23 protein-coding genes are annotated in these 21,269 nt (G+C 61.9%); 10 read left to right on the forward strand and 13 right to left on the reverse strand.

Annotation, left to right across the window (positions count from 1 at the left end):
* Positions 1-1,117, forward strand: a 1,117-nt coding sequence (locus VK792_RS14160; RefSeq protein ID WP_326298222.1) for a calcium-binding protein, incomplete at its 5' end; no start/stop codon positions are given.
* A gap of 113 nt (positions 1,118-1,230) precedes the next feature.
* Here VK792_RS14160 and VK792_RS14165 read toward each other — a convergent pair.
* The 8 genes from VK792_RS14165 to VK792_RS14200 all read right to left on the reverse strand — a co-directional run bounded on the left by VK792_RS14165 (position 1,231) and on the right by VK792_RS14200 (position 8,157).
* Complete coding sequence (locus VK792_RS14165) at positions 1,231-1,554, reverse strand: 2Fe-2S iron-sulfur cluster-binding protein (RefSeq protein WP_326298263.1); 324 nt, start codon at positions 1,552-1,554, stop codon at positions 1,231-1,233.
* Between the two features lie 13 nt (positions 1,555-1,567).
* Positions 1,568-2,797 carry an NAD(P)/FAD-dependent oxidoreductase gene (locus tag VK792_RS14170; protein WP_326298223.1) on the reverse strand — a complete coding sequence of 410 codons (1,230 nt, stop codon included), beginning with the start codon at positions 2,795-2,797 and terminating at the stop codon, positions 1,568-1,570.
* A gap of 57 nt (positions 2,798-2,854) precedes the next feature.
* Positions 2,855-3,307, reverse strand: coding sequence for a cyanase (gene cynS, locus VK792_RS14175; protein ID WP_326298224.1), 453 nt, complete (start codon positions 3,305-3,307; stop codon positions 2,855-2,857).
* A gap of 106 nt (positions 3,308-3,413) precedes the next feature.
* Complete coding sequence (locus VK792_RS14180; protein WP_326298225.1) at positions 3,414-4,526, reverse strand: acyl-CoA dehydrogenase family protein; 1,113 nt, start codon at positions 4,524-4,526, stop codon at positions 3,414-3,416.
* 74 nt (positions 4,527-4,600) lie between these two features.
* Positions 4,601-5,146 carry an OsmC family protein gene (locus tag VK792_RS14185; protein WP_326298227.1) on the reverse strand — a complete coding sequence of 182 codons (546 nt, stop codon included), beginning with the start codon at positions 5,144-5,146 and terminating at the stop codon, positions 4,601-4,603.
* Between the two features lie 32 nt (positions 5,147-5,178).
* Positions 5,179-6,000: an ABC transporter permease gene (locus VK792_RS14190; RefSeq protein ID WP_326298229.1), complete on the reverse strand. Its 822-nt coding sequence runs from the start codon at positions 5,998-6,000 to the stop codon at positions 5,179-5,181.
* Complete coding sequence (locus tag VK792_RS14195; RefSeq protein WP_326298231.1) at positions 5,997-7,262, reverse strand: ABC transporter substrate-binding protein; 1,266 nt, start codon at positions 7,260-7,262, stop codon at positions 5,997-5,999. Before VK792_RS14195 ends, VK792_RS14190 begins: the two co-directional genes overlap by 4 nt.
* A gap of 13 nt (positions 7,263-7,275) precedes the next feature.
* Positions 7,276-8,157 (reverse strand): ABC transporter ATP-binding protein, encoded by an 882-nt coding sequence (locus VK792_RS14200; protein WP_326298232.1) that lies wholly within the window; start codon positions 8,155-8,157, stop codon positions 7,276-7,278.
* Between the two features lie 367 nt (positions 8,158-8,524).
* Between VK792_RS14200 and VK792_RS14205 the strand changes: the two genes are divergently transcribed.
* Positions 8,525-9,106 (forward strand): TetR/AcrR family transcriptional regulator, encoded by a 582-nt coding sequence (locus VK792_RS14205; RefSeq protein ID WP_326298233.1) that lies wholly within the window; start codon positions 8,525-8,527, stop codon positions 9,104-9,106.
* Between the two features lie 72 nt (positions 9,107-9,178).
* Here VK792_RS14205 and VK792_RS14210 read toward each other — a convergent pair whose 3' ends face one another.
* From VK792_RS14210 to VK792_RS14225, 4 genes are all read right to left on the reverse strand, one after another.
* Positions 9,179-10,276, reverse strand: coding sequence for an ABC transporter ATP-binding protein (locus VK792_RS14210; RefSeq protein WP_326298234.1), 1,098 nt, complete (start codon positions 10,274-10,276; stop codon positions 9,179-9,181).
* A gap of 5 nt (positions 10,277-10,281) precedes the next feature.
* Positions 10,282-11,172 (reverse strand): carbohydrate ABC transporter permease, encoded by an 891-nt coding sequence (locus tag VK792_RS14215; protein WP_326298236.1) that lies wholly within the window; start codon positions 11,170-11,172, stop codon positions 10,282-10,284.
* Positions 11,165-12,037, reverse strand: coding sequence for a carbohydrate ABC transporter permease (locus VK792_RS14220; RefSeq protein ID WP_326298237.1), 873 nt, complete (start codon positions 12,035-12,037; stop codon positions 11,165-11,167). Before VK792_RS14220 ends, VK792_RS14215 begins: the two co-directional genes overlap by 8 nt.
* Positions 12,038-12,100: 63 nt before the next feature.
* Complete coding sequence (locus VK792_RS14225; RefSeq protein ID WP_326298239.1) at positions 12,101-13,345, reverse strand: ABC transporter substrate-binding protein; 1,245 nt, start codon at positions 13,343-13,345, stop codon at positions 12,101-12,103.
* 221 nt (positions 13,346-13,566) lie between these two features.
* On the opposite strand from VK792_RS14225, the gene VK792_RS14230 reads away from it, so the two are divergent.
* From VK792_RS14230 to VK792_RS14250, 5 genes are all read left to right on the forward strand, one after another.
* On the forward strand, positions 13,567-14,304 hold the full coding sequence (locus tag VK792_RS14230; protein ID WP_326298240.1) for a response regulator transcription factor: 738 nt from the start codon (positions 13,567-13,569) through the stop codon (positions 14,302-14,304).
* Positions 14,301-15,749 carry a sensor histidine kinase gene (locus VK792_RS14235; protein WP_326298242.1) on the forward strand — a complete coding sequence of 483 codons (1,449 nt, stop codon included), beginning with the start codon at positions 14,301-14,303 and terminating at the stop codon, positions 15,747-15,749. The genes VK792_RS14230 and VK792_RS14235 overlap by 4 nt, the downstream gene beginning before the upstream one ends.
* 461 nt (positions 15,750-16,210) lie before the next feature.
* Entirely contained in the window at positions 16,211-17,470 is a 1,260-nt protein-coding gene (locus tag VK792_RS14240; RefSeq protein ID WP_326298243.1) for a flavin-containing monooxygenase, read from the forward strand.
* Between the two features lie 26 nt (positions 17,471-17,496).
* Positions 17,497-17,910 carry a RidA family protein gene (locus VK792_RS14245; RefSeq protein ID WP_326298244.1) on the forward strand — a complete coding sequence of 138 codons (414 nt, stop codon included), beginning with the start codon at positions 17,497-17,499 and terminating at the stop codon, positions 17,908-17,910.
* A 10-nt stretch (positions 17,911-17,920) separates the two neighbouring features.
* The gene (locus tag VK792_RS14250; protein ID WP_326298246.1) at positions 17,921-18,595 is read left to right on the forward strand and encodes a DUF1028 domain-containing protein; all 675 of its coding nucleotides are present in this window, start codon (positions 17,921-17,923) and stop codon (positions 18,593-18,595) included.
* 7 nt (positions 18,596-18,602) lie between these two features.
* Here the strand turns inward: VK792_RS14250 and purU are convergent, their stop codons facing one another.
* Complete coding sequence (gene purU, locus VK792_RS14255) at positions 18,603-19,487, reverse strand: formyltetrahydrofolate deformylase (RefSeq protein WP_326298247.1); 885 nt, start codon at positions 19,485-19,487, stop codon at positions 18,603-18,605.
* Positions 19,488-19,704: 217 nt separating this feature from the next.
* On the opposite strand from purU, the gene nthA reads away from it, so the two are divergent.
* The 3 genes from nthA to VK792_RS14270 are packed head-to-tail and all read left to right on the forward strand — an operon-like array spanning position 19,705 to position 21,267.
* Positions 19,705-20,328, forward strand: a complete 624-nt coding sequence (gene nthA, locus VK792_RS14260) for a nitrile hydratase subunit alpha (RefSeq protein ID WP_326298248.1) — start codon at positions 19,705-19,707, stop codon at positions 20,326-20,328.
* On the forward strand, positions 20,325-20,981 hold the full coding sequence (gene nthB / locus VK792_RS14265) for a nitrile hydratase subunit beta (RefSeq protein ID WP_326298250.1): 657 nt from the start codon (positions 20,325-20,327) through the stop codon (positions 20,979-20,981). Before nthA ends, nthB begins: the two co-directional genes overlap by 4 nt.
* A complete protein-coding gene (locus VK792_RS14270; protein WP_326298251.1) occupies positions 20,968-21,267 on the forward strand; it encodes a nitrile hydratase accessory protein in 300 nt (99 codons plus the stop codon). Before nthB ends, VK792_RS14270 begins: the two co-directional genes overlap by 14 nt.
* Positions 21,268-21,269: the final 2 nt, after the last annotated feature.

A 21,269-nucleotide genomic window follows, 5' to 3' on the forward strand; every position in this document is an offset into this window, starting at 1 on the left:
GATGAAAGGTGAAGACGGCAAGGACACCATGGATGGTGAAGCCGGAAATGACACCATCGAAGGTGGTCTCGACGACGACTGGATGAAGGGTGAGGGTGGCCGCGACCTCATGCTGGGCGGCGAAGGCAATGACACCATGGACGGTGGCGTTGGCAATGACACCATGGATGGCGAAGCCGGCAACGATTTGATGCGCGGCGGACGCGGCAACGACTGGATGCGCGGTGAAGCCGGGAACGACGTGATGTTCGGCGGTGCGGGCATCGACACCATGGCAGGGGGCCTTGGCAACGACATCTACTATGTCAACAGCATGGCGGATGTCACAAAAGAAAATGCCCGGGAAGGCTGGGACCAGGTCTTCTCGTGGTCGTCCTATGCTCTGCGCCAGCACAGCCAGCACACCGAAGTGCTGCGCCTTCTTGGCACCAGCGACAACTCTGGCACCGGCAACGGACGTGACAACTATATCTATGGCAACAGCGGCGACAACCTGTTGAACGGCGCCATGGGCAATGACACGCTTGTCGGCGGCGATGGCAACGACACTTTCAAGGACGACAAAGGTATCGAACGCATGGTCGGCGGTCGGGGAAATGACACCTACTATGTCGACAACTCAAACGACAAGACGATCGAATATGCCGGAGGCGGGTATGACCGTGTCTTTGCGTCGGTCAGCTATTCCTTGCGCGACAGCAGCCAGCATACCGAGAACCTGATCCTGACCGGAAGCGACAATATCAACGGGACCGGCAACGGTCGGAACAACGTCATTGTCGGCAATGACGGTGACAACGTTCTGGACGGCGCCTTTGGAAACGACACTTTGAACGGCGGGGCAGGCAACGACACCTTGATCGGGGGGCCCGGAAACGACACGCTGGAAGGTGGTAGCGGTATCGATACCTTCGTCTTCACGGGCGCGTCCGGCGTGGATCGGATCACCGATCTGGAAGTCGGGACCGATATCATTGACCTCTCGGCCCTGGGAGCAACCGTAGTCACTTGGAGCGCGGCCGGTACCGGGGTCGAGATGCTGGTGGATGGCGTATTGATCGCTACGATCGATGGTGTTTCCCCAGTCGATCTTGATCCGATGGACTTCATCTTGTGAAGTTCAACCTAGCCGGGCCGGCCATTTCCGGCGCATGATCCAAGACAAATTCAACAGGCCCGTCGGTTCGGCGGGCCTGTTTCACATGTCGTGGTCAAAACACCTTTTGCCGATCATCCCTGCCTTTCGGGCACCATCACGCGCATCCCGTCCAGTTCCGGGGTCAAAGTCACCTGACACGACAGGCGAGAGGTTTCCTCGTCTGGCTCAAAGGCGAAATCCAGCAGGTCGGCTTCGTCCTCTGCCTTGCCTGGAAGCTTTCCGATCCAGTCGCGGTCGACGTAGACGTGACAGGTCGAACAACTGCATGCGCCGCCGCATTCGGCCAGAATGCCCGGTATGTTGGCGGCACGCGCGGCCTCCATCAGGGAAATGCCGGCGCGGGCCGTGGTGGTGATTTCCTGTCCGTCAGACGTTACAAAGCTTAGCTTGATCATCATATGTCTTTCATCAGGCGGCTTTTTGCGCCGCAAGGGGTAGGGATCTCAGCGTCACGGCCGGATCGGCCAATGCCGCGGCCAAAGGCGATTGCCCGGCCTCGATCAAGCGTTTACCGGTCATGTAGGCGCGGGGGTCGTTCATCGCGTCCACCGCCAGCAGATCGGGTCCACGGAAATACCAGTGGCTTTGTGATCCCGGCTTGTCACCAGGCCGCACGATGACGCGGTCATAACCTGTGTTCAGCCCGGCGATCTGCAACTTGGTGTCATATTGGTCCGACCAGAACCAAGGTTGCGCGACATAGGGCTGATCGCCGCCCAGCATGGTGGCCGCTGTCGCCTCTGCCTGATCAATCGCATTGGGCACGCTTTCCAACCGGATGCGCTGCCCTTTCCAGGGAAAGGATGCGCAATCCCCGGCGGCGAAGATGCCCGCATGGCTGGTCCGGCCCAGGGCGTCGACCTTGATGCCGTTGTCGATCTCGAGTCCGGCGGCGTCGGCCAGGGCCACCGACGGGCGCACCCCGATCCCGCAGATGACGAAATCGATGGACAGATCGGTACCGTCCGAAAGGGTTGCGTTCAAGGCACCGCCCGATTGCTTCAGCACCTTCAAGCCGCAGCCTTCCCGGATATCGACACCATGGCCGGCGTGCATCGCCTTGATCCAGGCGGCGGTTTCCGTTGCGGCAACACGGGCCAGGATACGCGGCGCCATTTCCACCAGCGTCACGACCAGCCCGCGCTTGGCGGCAACCGCCGCCGCCTCCAGCCCGACATAGCCGCCACCGACGATCAGCACCCGGCGGCCGAGGTCAAATTCCTGCGCCATCGCATCGGCATCGGCAAGCGACCGCATTGTATAGACCCCCGGCAGGTCACCTCCCATCGCTGCGGGCAGTCGGATTGGTTCGGCCCCGGTGGTCAGGGCGATCTGATCCGCCTGCACCTTCGTACCGTTCGACAGGAAAACTGTACGATCTCCCGGGTCGAGCGCTGTCACCTGCGTACCGGTGATCAACTCGATCCCCTGATCGGCATAGAAGCTTTCGGGCCGCAGGAACAGACGGTCCAGTTGCAACTCTCCCAGCATGTATTTCTTGGACAGGGGCGGACGTTGGTAGGGGGCAACCGGCTCTGCCCCGTATAGCGACAGCTTGCCGTCAAACCCCAGCGCGCGCAGCTTGACCGCCAGCGCAGACCCGGCCTGGCCTGCGCCGATCACGACGATATGGGACATGTCAGAACCTTCCTTGACGGGACCGGCGCACGACCAGTGGCGTCCGCCGGACCAGGATCAATACATCTTGTACGGCAGGAACTTGCCGTCGAGCACGATCTTTACGCGGTCGCCCGCCGGGTTCGCCTCGCGAGAGATGTCCATCGTGAAGTCGATGGCCGACATGATGCCGTCGCCGAATTCCTCTTCGATCAGGGCCTTCATCGTGGTGCCATAGACGTTCACCACTTCGTACAGGCGATAGATCAGCGGATCGGTGGGCACGGCGGTCGGCAGCGAGCCGCGATAGGGCACGGTCATCAGCAGCGCGGTTTCTTCGTCCGAGAAGTTCAGCTTGAGCGCGTTGCCAGCCTTTTCGATCTGGTCTTTCGAGAGGGAAATCTGGCCCATCAGCGCGGCGGTGACCCATTCCTTGGACTGGCCCACGGCGGCGGCCACATCAGCCCATTTGATATCGTTGAAGGTCTTGTGAGCGATGATCTTTTCGGTCAGTTCAGCACGGGTGGTCATGTCTGGGTTCTCCGTTATTGACATGGCAAGGCAGGGACGGCGGGCGCGCTATGCACCCGTCCGCTAGGCCTGTTGGGAAAAGGGCTTCGGGTCTGGGAAACGGCCGTCAGGCCGTTTCCATCTGGTCGATCAGCATCCGAAGATGTTTCGTTGCCGGGGTCACGATGCCGACGAAATAGGCCTCGCGCAGGCGGCGCTGCGCGGCCCCGCGGGTGACATAGCCGCGTGCGCCCATGTGCAGCTGCGCCCAGTGCGCAGCCTTCATTGACAGCTCTCCGCCCGCCAGACGGGCCTTGAGCACCCGCAGATAGAAGGCGTCGGACAGGTCATAGGGCGTCTTGGCCATTTCCAGAACGTCTGTCACCAGTGCGTCATATTCCGCGCGCAAATCGCTGGCCTGCACTTCAAGGTACTTGTTGACGTGACCCAGCGGCGCTTCGACCTGTTCGATCAGTTCGATGCAGTTTTTCACGATGCCTGCGGCCATCCCGCATTGCAGCAGGGTAAATCCGGGGCGGATGCGCTGGATGAAATCGCCCGCTGGGTCCCCCAGCACATAGGCGTCGGGAACGAACACGTCACGGCATTGCACGTTGCAGGTGGCGGTGCCGCCCATGGCGACAAATTCGTGGTCAAGCTTCAGCTTGATACCGTCCCAGGCGGCGTGGAAAATCGCCATGACGCGTTTGGGCGCGTCTTCGCCCTCCACGTCGACGTGGAACATGGAGCCGAAATAGCCGTCTTCGACCAGGTTCGAGACCCAGGGCAACATGCCCTTGACCTTGTAACCGCCATCGACCCGCACGCCTTTCAGGCGCATCGGTTCGATCTGGCCCATCGCCTTCATCGGGTTCGACATGCCAGTACCGCCCAGAGCGTCGCCCTTCAGGACTTTCGGCAGGACTTCGGCCTTCAGTACGTCGCTGTCCGAGGACGCGATGTACCAGGCCAGCGTGTCCTGGCACCACACGCAAAAGCCGGTCGACAGGCATTCCTCGGATGCCCGCGCCATCGCAAGGATCGCATCGGTCAGATCGACATTGCCGTCGATGCCCCCGCCATGGGTGCTGTAGGCGCCGGCCTTGCCATACGCGCGCATGATATCTTCGGGGTAGATCCGCTCTTCGTCGATCTTGATGACGATCGAGGCCAGATCCTCGCGGGAAATTCGGTCGATTTCATCAAAGTCATAAGCGGTGAGGGACGTTGCCACGTTCATCTCGGGATTCCTCGTCATAGGTGGGAGAGCAGGCCGCGCCCGCGCGCGTTCCGGGCGCGGCCTGAAGGCTTGGATCAGACGCTTTCAGCGACCATGTTGACCGGGCGCGAGAAGGTGTTGAACACCGGCGACCACTGGATCACGTGGGCGATCAGGGCGTCGATTTCTTCCTTCGGACAGTCGGCTTCCATATCGACCTTGATGCGCACATCAGTGAAGCCGACCGGTTTTTCGGACGTATCGCCGGTGCCCCATACGGCGGTGATGTTCAAATCACCTTCCAGTGCCAGTTCCAGCTTTTGAACCGTGATGCCACGGGCAACGGCATTTGCGTGCAGACCGACGGCCACACAGGACCCCAAGGCGGCCAGCGACGCCTCGGACGGGTTCGGGGCGGTGTCGTCACCCAGCAGCGCGGGTGGCTCGTCCACGATGTAGGGTTCGAGGTTGCGGATATAGTTCAGGTGGCGGAAGCGACCTTCGGCGACGGTCTTGCACGACAGTGTCTTGATCGCCTGGGGGTTTTCCTTGCCCTTTTCGATCAGGGCATTCAGCCCGGTCTTGTCGATGGGTTCCAGGCCAGCAAGGCAGCCAGTCAGGGCGGTTGCAGGTTCAGACATTGGGTATACTCCTCTGGTTTGTCTGGATCAGGTCAGTGCGCGGTGTCGCGCACCCAGTTGAATTTCTTGATGGCCTGCATGCAGAGCCAATCGAGGGTGAAGCCGATCAGGCCGATCACCACGACCACGGCACCCAGCCGGGCATAGTCCAGCGTGTCGCGGGCATCGTTGATGGCGTAGCCAAGCCCCGAGGTGACGCCGAGGTATTCAGCAGGGACCAGCACCACCCAGGCCACACCCAGCGCCAGCCGGATACCCGTCAGGACATCAACAGCGATGGCCGGCAGGATGACGACGAACAGCATGTGGAACGGGTTGGCACCAAGATTGCGGGCCACCTTCAGCCAGCTGGGGTCGATGCGGCGCACCCCTGCAGCGGTCGAGAACAGGATCGGCCAGATCGCGGCCACCCCGATCAGGAAGACAATCGCCCCGTCCCAGGTGTCATAGACCATCACCGCGATGGGCATCCACGACAGCGGGGAAATCATCCGCAGGAACTGAAACGGCACATTGGTCAATTCCCGCAGCCAGGGGATACGGCCGATGGCGATGCCAACCGGCACCCCCAACGCGGCTGCGATCCCCAGACCCGCCCCGACGCGATACAGCGACGGGCCGGACATGGAAAACACCTCGCCTGTTCGCAGGATGTCCCAAAGGGCCGCCAAAGTTGGCGCTGGGGCGAAATCGGCAAAGGCGAACAGGTCGTCGTTGTTCGCAACGGCCCAGCCACCCAGCCACCAAAGGCCCAGCAACATGGCGATGCCCAGCAGCCCGAAGGCATGGCCACGCAGGCGGCCAAGCTTCGGCAACGTCAGTTTGAAACCTTGGGTGTCCGGGATCGAGGTCACAGCTTGAGTACCTCTTCACGGGTGAAGGGATCGCCGCCGCTGGCGACAGACGGGTCGTTCTGCCACTCGGGGTATTTGGCCAGCGCGTTCTTCACGAAGGTGTAATCGACGAGGTCGTTGGTCACGAAGTCCGGGTCGAGTTTTGACAGGAAGGTGGCATCGCCCGACACCACGGTCTTGTTCATCTCTTCCACGATCAACTTGGTTGCAGACGGATAGGGCCACGGCTGAAAGTCGATCCGACCGTTGTGATATTCGCCTTCGTTCACGATGGCGCCGGTGTCGATGTAGTCCTGGTGGTCGGCATAAAGCGTCATCGCACGCTTCACCACCGCCGCCGGGGCCGGCAGGTAGCCCTCGCCATCCTTCGACAGCAGCTGCGCCACCTCTTCCTTGTTCTGGCTGGCATAGACACTGGCACGGACAACGGCGTTCATCACCTTCTGGGTCCACTCGGGCTTGGCCGTGGTGACCTGTTCGTTCATGCAAACGACGCAACAGGGGTGGTTTTTCCAGATGTCACCGGTAAAGCGCAGCATCCGGGCACCGGCCTTCAACTCGCCCAGCGCGTTGAAAGGTTCCGCGACGATGTAGGCGTCGATCTTCTTCGCGGCCAGCGCCGGCGGCATTTCCGGCGGCGGCAGAACCTGAAGGTTGACCTCGTCATTGGCCAGCGGTTCGCCCTGTGATTTGATCACCGGTTTCAGCCCGTTGGCGCGCAGCGCGTATTGCAGCACGATGTTGTGCATCGAGTACCAGAACGGCACCGCGACCTGCTTGCCGCCCAGACCGGCGAAATCGGTCACGTCGGTATGACGCCCAACCACAAGGGCCGAACCGTTGGTATGCGCCCAGGCCATGACCTTGACCGGAAAGTCGTTGTTGTAGCGCATCCAGACCGGGATCGGCTTGAGGAAGTGCACAAGGTTGAACTTGCCCGCGACAAAGGCCTCGATCAGCGGCGACCAGCCTCGGATCAGGGTCGGGCGCTCGGCCTCCAGCCCTTCGTCTGCGAAATAGCCCTTGGCATGGGCGACCAGCAGCGGTGTCGCGTCGGTGATCGGCAGATAGCCGATGCGGACGACCTCGTCATCTTGTGCCATCGCGGGCATCGGGAAACCGCCGGCGAGCGAGCCCATCAGCGCGGCAAGGCCACCGCCAGCGAGCATATCGAGCGTCATCCGCCGTCCCTTGTCGATCCCGTCATGGCCGCAGCACGCGCCGTGCAGGTCGTGGGAATGGTTTTTCTTGCAATCGGTCATCCTGTCCTCGCTGTCAGAAACTGTGTTCGATGGTGTTGTCTTCTTCGACGTCGCCATGGGCGACTTCGGTGTAGATCCGCATCAGGCGGGCGTGTTCTTCCTTGAACTCGTCGGACCCGCCCTGGCGCTGTTCGTCGCTCAGCATCACCATCGTGTCCTCGGCGATGCGGCCGGGGTTGGCGTCCAGCACCAGCACGCGGTCGGCCATCAGAACGGCCTCTGACACGTCGTGGGTGACGATCACCATGGTCAGGCCCAGATCGCGGGCGATGGCACGCACGTCACGCTGCAACGCGCGACGGGTAAAGGCGTCGAGTGCCGAAAAGGGCTCGTCCAGCAGCAGCAGCTCCGGCTTGGTCGCCAGCGACCGGGCCAGCGCCACGCGCTGTTGTTGCCCGCCCGAAAGGTCCTGGGCGTTGCGATCGGCAAAGGCCCCCAGCTCGACCAGCTCCAGCACTTCCGGCACGCGGGTGGCGATTTCAAAGGTCCGGCGGGTGAACCGCAGCCCCAGGGCTGCGTTCTGCGCCACGGTCATCCACGGATAAAGCGACGGCGCCTGGAACATCATCACCCATTTCGACGACGGGCCCTTTACGGTGTTGCCGTTGATCACGACTTCGCCCTGACTGGGCACGGTCAGCCCGGCCAGCATGTGCAGCAGGGTGGACTTGCCGCAGCCAGACCGGCCAAGCAGCGCCATGACCTCGCCGGGGCGAACCTCGAAGTTGATGTCCTTCAGAACCAGGCCATCGCTTTTCTTGTAGGCATGGCTCAGCCCCATGACGGCAAGGTGCGCGCCGGACCCGGTGGCCCTGGCCTTCGACTCCCCAGACGTGGTCGCACGGCTTGCGAAGGGCATCGGGCTGGGCAGAGCACTGGTAAGGCGTGCAAACATCGGGTTTCATTCTCCTATAGTGAAAAGACAGGTCTGTCTGTTTTTCCTGTTCTCATGAGGGGGCAAACACCCCATTTCGGTCAAGGATCAGGCCCCCGGCCCGGACAGAAAGTTTAGAAAAAACTTCGAATGCCCCACATTTCAGCGATTTTAGCGGGTCTCCGCTGGAAATTGAGCCCCTTTGGGCCCAGTGGTTGCGAAAAAGAACCGAATCCTTCGGGCGGAAGAAAAGGTAGACAGATCGGTTTTCTTTTCTTGCAGAGCCGGAACGTTCTTGCCAATGTCACGCAGGAGAATGAGGAAATGTTCGCTTATGCTAGACGAACCGAAATGCTGTCCTGTCGCAGGCGCTGCAAGCGCCTGGAGCATGGCACACCTGGAACCACACAATGCACGTGACCGAATACTTGTGGCGGCGTCCACGCTGTTCTGTCGACAAGGCTTTGCCGCAACGGGCATCGACACCGTGATCGATGCTGCCAACACGGCAAAGGCAACGCTCTATAAACACTTCCCGTCCAAGCAGCAGTTGATCGAGGCGGTGCTGGACGCCGAGGGTGAAACCTGGCGAGCGTGGTTCTTTGGCAGGCTGGCCAAGGTTCAGGCCCCGGCAAACGAGCGTATGCTGGCTGTGTTCGGCGTTCTGCAAGACTGGTTCAGCGATCCGGGCTTTTACGGCTGCCCGTTCATCAACGCCGTGGCAGAATTCGAAAGCAGCAACGGCGCTGTTCGGAAGGCAGCGGAAAAGCACAAGTCGCATCTGATCACCTGGCTGACCGCGCAGGCAATCGAGCAAGGCCTGCCCGACCCCAAGGAAACCACACGCACATTCGTGGTGCTGATCGACGGCGCCATCGTCGCCGCGCAGCACACCCGCGACCCCAGCTTTGCGCGAACGGCGCGACGGCTGGCGGAATGTCACCTGCGTGACGTGTCCCGTAAGGACTGATGCACCACCACCGGAACGGCAAAGGGCCGGGGAAATCCCCGGCCCTTTTTCATGGCAAAGATGGCAGACAGATCAATTCAGCCGCTCGCCGCTGTTCGGAGCGAAATAAGAGACCTTTGCAAGATCAAAGGCGAGATCCAGCATCTCGCCCGGCTGGGCGCGGGTTTCCGCGTGCAGCCGCGCGGTGATCTGCTTGCCGCCCATGGTCGACACCACGTAGGTGTCCGCCCCGGCGGGTTCGACCATGTCCACCCGGCACTGTGCCTCTTGCACGTCTTCACCGGCGCGGAAGCCGGCCTCGGCGATGTCTTCTGGCCGCAAGCCAAGGATCACGTCTTGCGGCAGGTCGCGGGCCTTGTGATCGGTCAGAATGATCGGTTCAGCACCGTCGCGGGCGATTTCGATTCGCGCACCATCGCTGCCGACACGGGCCTTGGCCGGGATCAGGTTCATCGCCGGGCTGCCCATGAAATCGGCCACGAACAGGTTCGACGGGGTGTTGTAGATCTCGGCCGGCGTTCCGATCTGCTGCACCACGCCGCCCTTCATGACAACGATCTTGGTGGCAAGGGTCATCGCCTCGATCTGGTCATGGGTGACATAGACCATGGTGGCCCCAAGGTTCTGGTGCAGGTTCTTGATTTCCATCCGCATCTCGACCCGAAGCTTAGCGTCGAGGTTGGACAGCGGTTCATCGAACAGGAACAGCTTGGGATCGCGCACCAGCGCCCGGCCCATCGCGACGCGCTGACGCTGACCGCCCGAAAGCTGACCGGGACGCCGGTTCAGCAACGGTTCGATCTGCAACTGCTTGGCGACCTCGTGCAGCTTGCGGTCCTGCGTCGCCGCATCGACGCCGCGCACCTTCATGCCGAAGGTGATGTTCTTGGCAACCGTCATCGTCGGGTAAAGCGCGTAGGACTGGAACACCATCGCGATGTCGCGGTCCTTGGGGCTGACGTGGGTCATGTCGCGCCCGCCGATATGGATCGTGCCGCCGCTGATCGGTTCAAGCCCGGCGATGCAGTTCAGCAGCGTGGACTTGCCGCAGCCCGAGGGGCCGACAAGCACCAGGAAATCCCCCGGTTCGATGGCGACGTTGATATCCTTCAGGATCTCGGTCGTGCCGTAGTTCTTGTAGAGGTTCTTGATATCCAGGATCGGAGCCATGTCAGTTACCCTTTCACGGACCCCGCGGTCAGACCGCGGATGAAATATTTGCCAGCGACAACGTAGACAAGAAGCGTGGGCAGCGCGGCGATGATCGCGGCAGCCATGTCGACGTTGTATTCCTTCACACCGGTTGTCGAATTGACGATGTTGTTCAGCGCCACGGTCACCGGCTGTGTCCCCGCCTGGCTGAAGCTGACCCCGAACAAGAAGTCGTTCCAGATCTGGGTGAACTGCCAGATGACCGTGACCACGACGATGGGCAGCGACAGCGGCAGGAAGATCGACCAGAAGATCCGGAAGAACCCTGCGCCATCGACCTTGGCCGCCTTCACCAATTCCACCGGGATGGTGACATAGTAGTTGCGGAAGAACAGCGTGGTGAACCCGATGCCATAGATGACGTGGACGAAGATCAGACCGGGAATCGTGCCCGCAATGCCCATCAGCCCCAACATCCGCGCCATGGGCAGCAGCACCACCTGGAACGGGATGAAGCAGCCGAACAGCATGAGCGAGAAGATCAGGTTTGCACCGCGGAATTTCCATTGCGCCACAACATAGCCGTTGACCGCGCCCAGCATGGTCGAGATTAGAACCGCCGGGATCGCCAGGATCACCGAGTTCCAGAAATACGGCCGCAAACCTTCGCATTGGATACCGGTACAGGCGCCAGACCAGGCCGTGCGCCAGGCGTCGAAGGTGACTTCGCGCGGGAAGGCGACAAGCGAGCCGGTGCGGATTTCTTCCAGGCTTTTGAGCGAAGTCGTGACCATCACGAACAGCGGCATCAGGTAGAACAGCGCGAACAGGCCCAGCAGGATGAACAGCAGCCAGCGCAACGCGATGCGCGTCCAGGGCCGGCCTTGCGACGGGGTGTAGGACATATCAGTCATTTTTCACCCTCAGTTCGGAATACAGGTAGGGGACGATGATCGCGAACACGACCGCCATCATGACCATGGCCGAACTTGCCGCCTGCCCGATGTCGCCGCGCGAAAACGCCATGGCGTACATGTAGGTTGCAGGCAGATCGGTGGCATAGCCGGGGCCGCCGCCGGTCAGCGCGATGACAAGGTCGAAGCTTTTGATCGCAAGGTGGGCCAGCACGATGAAGGCCGACAAGAAGATCGGGGCCATCGACGGGATGATGATCGCCGAATAGATGCGCCAGTTTGGGATGCCATCAACCTGCGCGGCCTTGATGATCTCTCCGTCGACGGACCGCAGCCCGGCCAGGAACAGCGCCATGACAAAGCCCGAGGCCTGCCAGACACCGGCGATGACCACGGCATAGATCGCCATGTCGGGGTTGATGACCCAGTCGAAGCTGAACGTCTCGAAACCCCAGCCGCGAACCATGTTCTCGATCCCCAGACCGGGGTTCATGATCCATTTCCAGGCAGTACCGGTGACGATCATCGACAGCGCCATCGGGTAAAGATAGATCGTGCGCAGCACGCCTTCGGTGCGGATCTTCTGGTCCAGCATGATCGCCAGAAGCAGGCCCAGCACCATCGCGATCACGATGAACAGCGTGCCGAAGATTAACAGGTTGGTCAGCGCCGTGTCCCAGCGCGGCGACGCGAACAGGCGTTCATACTGGATGAACCCGTCGATGTCGTATTTCGGAAGCAGTTTCGAGCGGGTCAGCGAGACCCAGGCAGTCCAGGCGATGAAGCCGTAGACAAAGATGAGCACGGCCAGAAAGGACGGGGCCAGTACCATCTTGGGGATGTGTCGTTCCAACCATTCGGTCATTGGATCGGCCCTTTGAAAGGTGCCCCGCGCCGGCAGGTGCCGGCACAGGGCGGGGAGGTAGGCTTACATCGAGTTGGCGACAGCGTCGGCCAGCATCTTGACCGCGTCCGCCGACGACATGTCGGAGTTGAAATGCGCGGTCACGACGTCGGTGATCGCACCGGCCTGTGCACCACGCAGCGCCATGCCGTGAGCATAGCTGGGCAGCAGCGAGCCATTGGCCGAGCTTTCGGTCATGTCCTTGGCCGACAGGTGCGCGCACATGTCGAACTCATCCAGCGACACGTCGGTGCGTGCGGGGATCGAGCCCTTGTTCAGGTTGAACACCTTCTGGAAGTTCTTGCCGACGATCAGCTTGGCCAGCAGTTGCTGACCGGCCTGCTTGTCGCCGCCGCCCACGTCGAACATGGCAAAGCTGTCAACGTTGTACAGGAACCCGTCACCCGGCACCGAAGCGCACAGGAAATCCTTGCCCGGGGTCTTGCCCGCTGCCAGGAATTCGCCCTTGGCCCAGTCACCCATGATCTGGAACGCTGCTTCGCCATTCATCACCATGGCGGTTGCCAGGTTCCAGTCGCGGCCCGAGAAGTTGTCATCGACATAGCCACGCATCTTGCGCATCTGGTCAAACACCGCGACCATCTTGTCAGAGGTCAGGGTATCGGTATCCAGTTCGACGAACGCCTTGCGGAACCCGTCCGGACCAAGGATGCCCAGCGCCACGGCTTCGAACACGGTTGCGTCCTGCCAGGCCTGGCCGCCGTGGGCCAGCGGGGTGATGCCGGCGGCCTTCAGCTTGTCGGCTGCGGCGTTGAATTCGTCCCAGCTGGTCGGCATTTCGATGCCGTTGGCGGCCAGGACGTCAGCGTTCGCCCAGATCCAGTCGACGCGGTGAACGTTGACCGGTGCGGCGCACCAGTGGCCCTCGCACTTCATGTGGTTGGCGATCGACGCGGGCAGCACATTGGCCCAGCCTTCAGCCTCTGCCACGGACGAAATGTCGGCCAGAACACCTTCTTCGTACCATTCCTGGATTGCCGGGCCTTTCAGCTGAACGGCGGTCGGTGCGTTGCCGGACAGCACGCGGGCCCGCAGCGCGGTCATTGCGGCATCACCGCCGCCGCCCGCGACGGGCATGTCAGTCCACGTGCCGCCGTTGGCTGCGAATTCATCCTTGAGAACGGCGACGGACTTGGCCTCGCCGCCCGAGGTCCACCAATGCAGGACTTCGGCCTGCGGCTCGGCGAACGCCGGAGCGGCAAAGGACAATGCAACAGCCGAAACGGCCGCGAAAGCGGTTCTTTTCATCAGATTTTCCTCCCTTTGGCCGCCCCATTTGGCGGCTCTGACCGGATGCTGCGGTATTGCCCATATTCCGGGCAATATGAAAACTTTCGGATCAGGTCCTTGGACGTACGAATTTTCCCAGATCTGTTACGTGCTGTTACGAAGGGTTTGAATTTGTTGCGCGCTGTTACAAACAAGGGAACGGCGGCAGAGGAGAGCCGTGCAGGAGGAGATGAAAACAGATGACGATTCCGCGCCTGCTGGTGGTCGATGACGATGCGGAAACGCGCAATATGCTGACGCAATTCCTGCGCCAGAACGGATTCATCGCCCTTCCCTGCGACAGCGAAGCGGGTGTGCGCGATCATCTGGCCAACGGTCGGGTCGATCTGATCTTGCTGGACGTAATGCTGGGCGATGAAAACGGTGTGCAGATTTGCGCCCGTCTGCGGGCCGAACAGGACGTGCCGATCATCCTTGTGTCGGCCTTGTCCGCGGATCATCAGCGCATGGCAGGGTACGAGGTGGGGGCAGACGACTATGTCGCCAAGCCGTTCAACCCCGACTTGCTGCTGGCGCGCGTCAGGGCCGTACTGCAACGGGCCAAACGGTCGTCGTCGCTGATCTATCGGCGCAGCACGTCGGTGTTTCGCTTCGACGGCTGGACCTATGATTCCAAACGTGACGAAGTGCGATCGCCCGAGGGGTTTCAGGTCACGCTTTCGCGGCGCGAAACCGGTATTCTGAAGGTGTTCCTGGCCAACCCGCACATCCCCCTCACGCGTGAGGAGATTGCCGCCGCGCTGGACGTGACCGGCGATGCGCAGGGGCAGGACGGATCGGGGCGTGCCATCGATGTGGCGGTGGGCCGGTTGCGCAGCAAGATCGAGGCTGATCCAAAAGAGCCCAGGATGCTGCGCACCGAACGCGGGGTGGGCTATGTCTTTGCCACGGACGTGACCGTGGACCAAAGCGCATGAGCCAACCATTGCGCCTTCGTACGCTTGGTTTGGGACTGCTCTTGGTCGCCTTTGTGTGCGGGGGGGTGGCCGCGTGGCTTTGGGTGGCGTCCGACCGCAACTGGCAACTGCACCTGACGCGCGCCTATGTAACCGGGTTTTCGCTGTTCGAAACGCTGGTATACGATCAGCCGGCGCCGCAGAGCGTGATCGTCACGCCGATGTCCGCCGAACAATCGGCGCTGGCCGATGCAGGGAGTTTTACGCGGTTGCCGAGACTGCCCACCCCGGGTTACCTGACCAACATGTCGTTGCAGCTGGGGCATCCCGACCCGCTCAGCGGTGCAGGGCTGAGCCTTGCCATCGTGTCGGACACGCTGCGCTATCCGGTGTCTGAACTGGTATCGGACGAAGCACAGAAACCGGCGCAGAAGCTGGGCGAGGTGACGCGCCTGCTGGCCACCTATTGCGGCGACCCGGTGCTGTTCGCCCGCCTGGGCGACGGCAGATGGCAGCGTATCGACGGGCAAGCGGTTTGGGGCTGCGATGCCGCGCCGCGCGATTTGCGCCTGCTGGCGGTTTTGCTGGGCGTCCTTTCGCTGGCGGTTCTGGGCACCCTGATGGCCGACAGTGCCGCGCACTTCGAGCGTTTTGCCCGGGCGTTGCGGGGGCGTGACCGACTTGGCGGACCGGACAGTTACCCGGCACAGGGACCAGCCGAGCTCAGGGAAATCGTTGCTTCGGTCAACGACTATCTTGAGCGCGAACGCGATCAGCTTTCGAAACGGGCGATCGTCCTGTCCGGGGTGAGCCATGACCTTGGCACACCTGCAACGCGCCTGCGGCTGCGCACCGCGCTGATTTCAGACCCGGACCTGCGGGCCAAGTTCGAAACCGACATCGACGCGATGACCGGCATGATTGAAAGCGTGCTGACTTACACCCGTTCCGAACTGAACAGCGAAGACCCGCGGTCGTTGTCGCTGGCGTCATTGGTCGAGGCGCTGGTCGACGACTATGCCGATCTGGGTCAGCCGGTCAGTTATCGCCGCCACGGCCCGTTGCGTACCGCGACGGGTCCGTCGATCTTCAGTACGAAGCCCGGGCACGGCAGCCTGTCTGACGCGCAGCGCATCCTGGTCACCGCGCGGCCCGTATCGCTTCAGCGGGCACTTTCGAACCTTGTCGACAACGCCTTGAAATACGGCCGCCGCGCGACGGTGGAATTGCGGGCCAATGCGGACCACGCCATCATCACCGTTGAAGACGACGGATCAGGCATCTCCGTCGAAGAGATCGAAGACATGATTGCCCCGTTCAAGCGCGGCCCGGGCAAGGATCAGATCAACGGATTTGGCCTTGGCCTGACGATCGCGGCAACGGTGGCCGAACAACACGGTGGACGGCTGTATTTCGAACGCGGCGGCAAGGGGCTGCGGGCCAATCTGGAAATCCGCCGCCGCTGATCAGTCCGAAAGCAATCGCGCGAACGACCGGTGCGCACCGTATCCAGCAGTATGCGTCTTTTCCGCAGATGACCGAGCTTCAGACCGTCAAGTTCGGGTTGGCCCGGCGTGGCAGACCCAGCATAGATGCCGAGGGGTGCACCGCAGGCGCTTCTGTGTCGGATTTGCACGCTTGGAAATGACCCCCAAGCAAAACGGCGCTCTTGCTGTATTCGTCGAAGCCGAAGGTGCCTGTGTCACTGACCGCGAAGGCCACACTCTGATTGACGGGATCGGGCGCAAGGCGGCGCGTAGGGTGCAGGCACAGGGGCTGATCGCGTGTCCGTTGGCAGTATCCTGAACTTGCCGCCGACACTGGTGATGGACAAAGATATGATCGACACCACCACCGCCATCCTGCGCGATACCATCGCAGACGTGCAGGACAGGCTTTAGGGCGACGCGGAAGAAAGGTCTGGAACATGGCAATGGAACAAACAGAGGTTCTGGTCATCGGCGGCGGCCAGGCCGGAATCGCGATGAGCGAACATCTGGGCAAGCGCAGCATTCCGCATCTTGTTGTCGAAAAGGACAGAATCGCCGAACGTTGGCGCACGCAACGCTGGGATTCGCTGGTGGCAAACGGGCCAGCGTGGCATGACCGATTTCCCAACATGACCTTCAAAGGGTACAGCCCCGACGCCTTTGTGCCGAAAGACGGCGTGACCGACTATCTTGTCGACTATGCCGACATGATCGGCGCCCCGATCCGTACCGGTGTCGAAGTGACGGGCCTTTGGCGCAACGACGGCGGTGGTTTCGTCGCGAAAAGCAACATGGGCGAGCTACTGGCGAAGTATGTCGTGGTGGCCACCGGGCCATTTCAGAAACCGGTCTATCCGCAGATCGTGCCCGAAACCGTGGGCCTGACGCAGCTGCATTCGGCCGATTACCGCAACCCCGAGCAGCTTCCAGACGGGGCCGTTCTGGTCGTCGGGGCCGGCTCGTCCGGCGTTCAGATCGCAGCGGAACTGCAAAAGGCCGGGCGCAAGGTCTATCTTTCGGTCGGCCCGCACGATCGCCCGCCACGGCGCTATCGCGGGCGGGATTTCGTCTGGTGGTTGGGGGTCCTGAACCTGTGGGACATGGAAAGCTCCCCGGGTGTCGAACACACCACCATCGCGGTGTCCGGTGCGGACGGCGGCGAAACCGTCGATCTGCGCAACCTGGCCGCGGGCGGTATGACCCTGCTTGGCCGGACCGACCGGTTTGATGGCGGTCAACTGCACTTTGCCGATGACCTTTCGCGCAACATCGAAGGTGGCGATGCCAACCTGCTGTCGCTTCTGGATGCTGCCGATGGCTTTGTCACCCGCAACCGGCTGAGCCTTCCCGAAGAACCGCAAGCCCGTCATTTGGGACCGATGCCCGACTGTGTCACAAACCCGATCCAATCACTGGATCTGGGCAGGTCCGGGATCACCACGATTCTCTGGGCCACCGGGTTCGAACAGGATTACAGTTGGATCAATGTGGACGCCTTCGACAACACTGGGCGCCCTGCCCACCGTCGTGGCGTGTCGAGCGAACCGGGTGTCTATTTCCTGGGCCTGCCATGGCAATCGCGACGCGGATCGTCGTTTATCTGGGGGGTTTGGCACGATGCCAAATTCCTCGCCGATCACATCACCAAGCAACGCGGCTATCTTGCCTATGACGGCATGGCCGAACGCATACTTTGAACCCGAACAAGACAGGGGAACCCACCGTGGCACACACTCGGATTCGCACGTTCAACACTCGCGACACCTATCCCGAACAGAACCTCGACAACGACCTTGCGCAGGCGGTGGTGGCCCGTGGCGCCACCGTTTTCCTGCGCGGCCAGTGCCCGCAGGATCTTGATACCGCGATCAACATCGGCAGCCATGACCCGGTCGAACAGACCCACAAGGTGATGCAGAACATCCGCCAGTTGATCACCGAGGCGGGCGGAGAAATGGCACATCTTTGCAAGGTCGTCGTGTACCTGACCGACGTGCGGAACCGCGAAGCGGTTTACCGCACCATGGGCGAATATATCAAAGGCGTGCACCCGGTGTCGACGGGCGTGGTGGTTACCGCTCTCGCACGTCCAGACTGGCTGGTGGAAATCGACGCCACCTTCGTGATCCCGGACTAAGGCGACCATCATGACCTTTTCCATCGTTGCCCGTTGCGCGCAGACCGGCCAGTTCGGCGTTGCGATCTCATCCTCGTCCCCTGCGGTGGCGGCGCGCTGTGCCTTTGCCCGCGCGGGCACAGGTGCGGTGGCCACCCAGAATGTCACCAATCCCGCGCTTGGCCCCGCCGTGCTGGACCTGCTATCGCAGGGCCAGGACGCCGAACAGGCTGTGACCGACGCAATCGCGAAAGAGGCGTTTGCGGACTACCGGCAGCTTTTGGCAGTGGACATCCAGGGGCACAGCTTTGTGCATTCGGGGGCCAATGCCCTGGGCATCTGGACCTCGGCCCGGGGAACCGATTGTGCTGCGGGCGGAAACCTGTTGGCAAATGATACCGTCCCGCAGGCGCTGATCGATGCGTTCATCGCAGCGCAAGGCGCGCTGGGTGATCGGCTGATCGTCGCGATGCAGGCCGGGCTTGCGGCGGGGGGCGAGGCTGGGCCAGTGCATTCAGCTGGCCTGCTGATCGTAGACAAACAGGCGTGGCCCTACGCTGAATTGCGCTGCGACTGGACAGAAGGCTGTCCAATCGCCGCCATTGCCACCGCGTGGGACGTCTACAAACCGCAGGCCGAAGCCTATGTGATCCGCGCGCTGAATCCGACCGACGCGCCGTCTTACGGCGTGCCGGGCGACGAATAGCGCCTGATCAGCCCATCCGCTCTGACGCGTAGCCGCCGGGTGACGCCGGGAAGACAACCGTCTTGTTGCCGTTCAGGAAAACCCGGTGGTGGCTATGGGCGTGGATGGCGCGCGAAAACACCTGCGCCTCAACCTCGCGTCCCAGCGAAACGTAATCCTGCGGCGACTGCGCATGGGTCACGCGGATCGTGTCCTGTTCGATGATCGGGCCTTCGTCCAGATCGGCGGTCACGTAATGCGCCGTTGCCCCGATCAGCTTCACCCCCCGTTCGAACGCTTGCTTGTAGGGGTTGGCGCCCTTGAACGATGGCAGGAACGAATGGTGGATATTGATAATCCGCCCCGACATCTTCTGGCACATCTCGTCCGACAGGATCTGCATGTAGCGCGCCAGAACGATCAGGTCGGCCTCGGTCTCCTCGACCACCTGCATGATCGCGGCCTCTGCCATCGGTTTGTTCTGTGGCGTGACCTTGATATGGTGGAACGGGATGTCGTGGTTCACCACAACTTTCTGATAGTCCATATGGTTGGAAATCACTGCAACAATGTCGATCGGCAGCGCGCCGATCCGCCAGCGGTACAGCAGGTCATTCAGGCAGTGCCCGAAGCGCGACACCATGATGACGACTTTCATCTTGGCGGCCTCGTCATGGATCGCGAACTCCATTTCAAAGTCTTGCGCCAGAGCGACAAACGCTGCGTGCAACTCCTCGTACCCCATGCCTTGTTCGGACACAAAGCTCACCCGCATGAAGAACTTGCCGGTCTCGGGGTCGTCAAATTGTGCGGCATCGGTGATGTTGCAGCCGTTTTGCGCAAGAAACGTTGAAATCGCAGCAACGATCCCGCGGGTCGACGGGCAGGCAACCGTCAGGGCGAATCTGGTCATGTTTGGTCTTTCGTGAAGGCTGGGCCGGGGCCGGGAAGGCTTTGGGGAACGCAGAAAAGTCTGACCCCGATGTCTGCCCGACCAGGGTTGCCGTCAAGGCGGCTTGCGACGCTTTTCCGGCATTTGCGCCATCGCGATATTGGTTTGCACAGTTCGTGATCCCTTGGCACAGTTGCCTTGCGTCACCAACCGGTTTGCGGAAACAAGGGGTCTGCCGATGCATGACCATCATCACCATGATCATGACCACGACAACGAACTGGACGACATGACCGCCCGCGCCCGCGCGCTGGAAACCATTCTGGTTGAAAAGGGCCTTGTCGATCCTGCAACCGTCGACGCCATCATCGACACCTATGAACACAAGGTCGGCCCGCGCAACGGTGCCGCCGTCGTCGCCCGCGCCTGGACCGATCCGGATTTTGCCGACTGGCTGCGCCGCGATGCGACGGCGGCCATCGACTCGATGGGCTTTTCGGGGCGGCAGGGTGAACACATGGTTGCCGTTTTCAACACGCCGGAACAGCACAACATGGTCGTTTGCACGCTGTGTTCCTGTTACCCTTGGCCGGTGCTGGGGTTGCCGCCGACCTGGTACAAATCCCCCGCCTACCGGTCGCGCGCCGTGCGCGAGCCGCGCGCGGTACTGGCGGAATTCGGAGTCAGCCTGCCGGAAAGCACCGGTATCCATGTCTGGGATTCAACAGCAGAGGTCCGCTACCTTGTCATCCCCGAACGGCCCGAAGGGTCTGAAGGGATGGATGAACAAGCGCTGGCCGTGCTGGTGACCCGCGACAGCATGATTGGCTGCGGCCAACCTCGCAGACCGGATCAGCCATGAACGGGCCGCAGGACATCGGCGGGCGCCATGGCTTTGGGTCCGTACAGCCCGAAGACGAAACCGTACGATTTCACGGCGCGTGGGAAAAACGCGTGTTGGGCGTGACGCTGGCCGCAGGTGCATTGGGGTACTGGAACCTGGATGCCTCGCGCCATGCCCGCGAAAGCCTGCCGCCCAAGATCTACTACGGCGCCAGCTATTATGAAATTTGGCTGCGCGCGCTGGAAGCGTTGTTGCAAACCGCGGGCGAGGTCACGGCAGAGGAACTTGCGGCGGGGCACGCGCAGAGCCCCGGCAAACGGACAGAGCGCCGCCTGTCCCCAGAGGCCGTTCCGGGCGTGCTGGCCAAAGGCGGACCGACCGACCGATCCGGGCCGGCACCTGTCTTTGCGGTCGGGGATCGCGTCCGCACCCGCAACCATCAGCCAGCCGGGCACACCCGCCTGCCCGGCTATGCCCGGGGCCGCACTGGTACGGTCATCGCGATCCACGGAGCCCATGTTTACCCCGACAGCAACGCCGTATTCGCAGGCGAAGCCCCCTGCCCGCTTTACACTGTGCGGTTCGACGCCAGCGAACTTTACGGCACGGACGCCGACCCGACGCTGACCGTCAGCATCGAAGCCTGGGAGCCCTATCTTGAACGCGCCTGACGCCCCTTTCGAAGAACCCTGGCAGGCCCAGGTGTTCGCCTTCACCGTCGCCTTGAACGAAGCCGGCCAGTTCGACTGGTCCGAGTGGGCCGAGCTGTTCGGCCCCCGCGTACAAGGTGCCGAAGCGCAGGATTACTGGACAATCTGGTCAGAAGCACTGATCGCGATGCTGGAACGCAAGGGCATTGCCAGAGCCGAAGACGTGCAGGCCCTGACCGAACGCTGGCAGGCCGCTGCGCGCGCCACACCCCATGGAACCCCGATCGTGTTGGAAGCCGCGCCATGACG

Origin of the sequence: Mesobacterium hydrothermale (assembly GCF_035818635.1) — a bacterium.
GTDB lineage: Bacteria > Pseudomonadota > Alphaproteobacteria > Rhodobacterales > Rhodobacteraceae > Mesobacterium_A > Mesobacterium_A hydrothermale.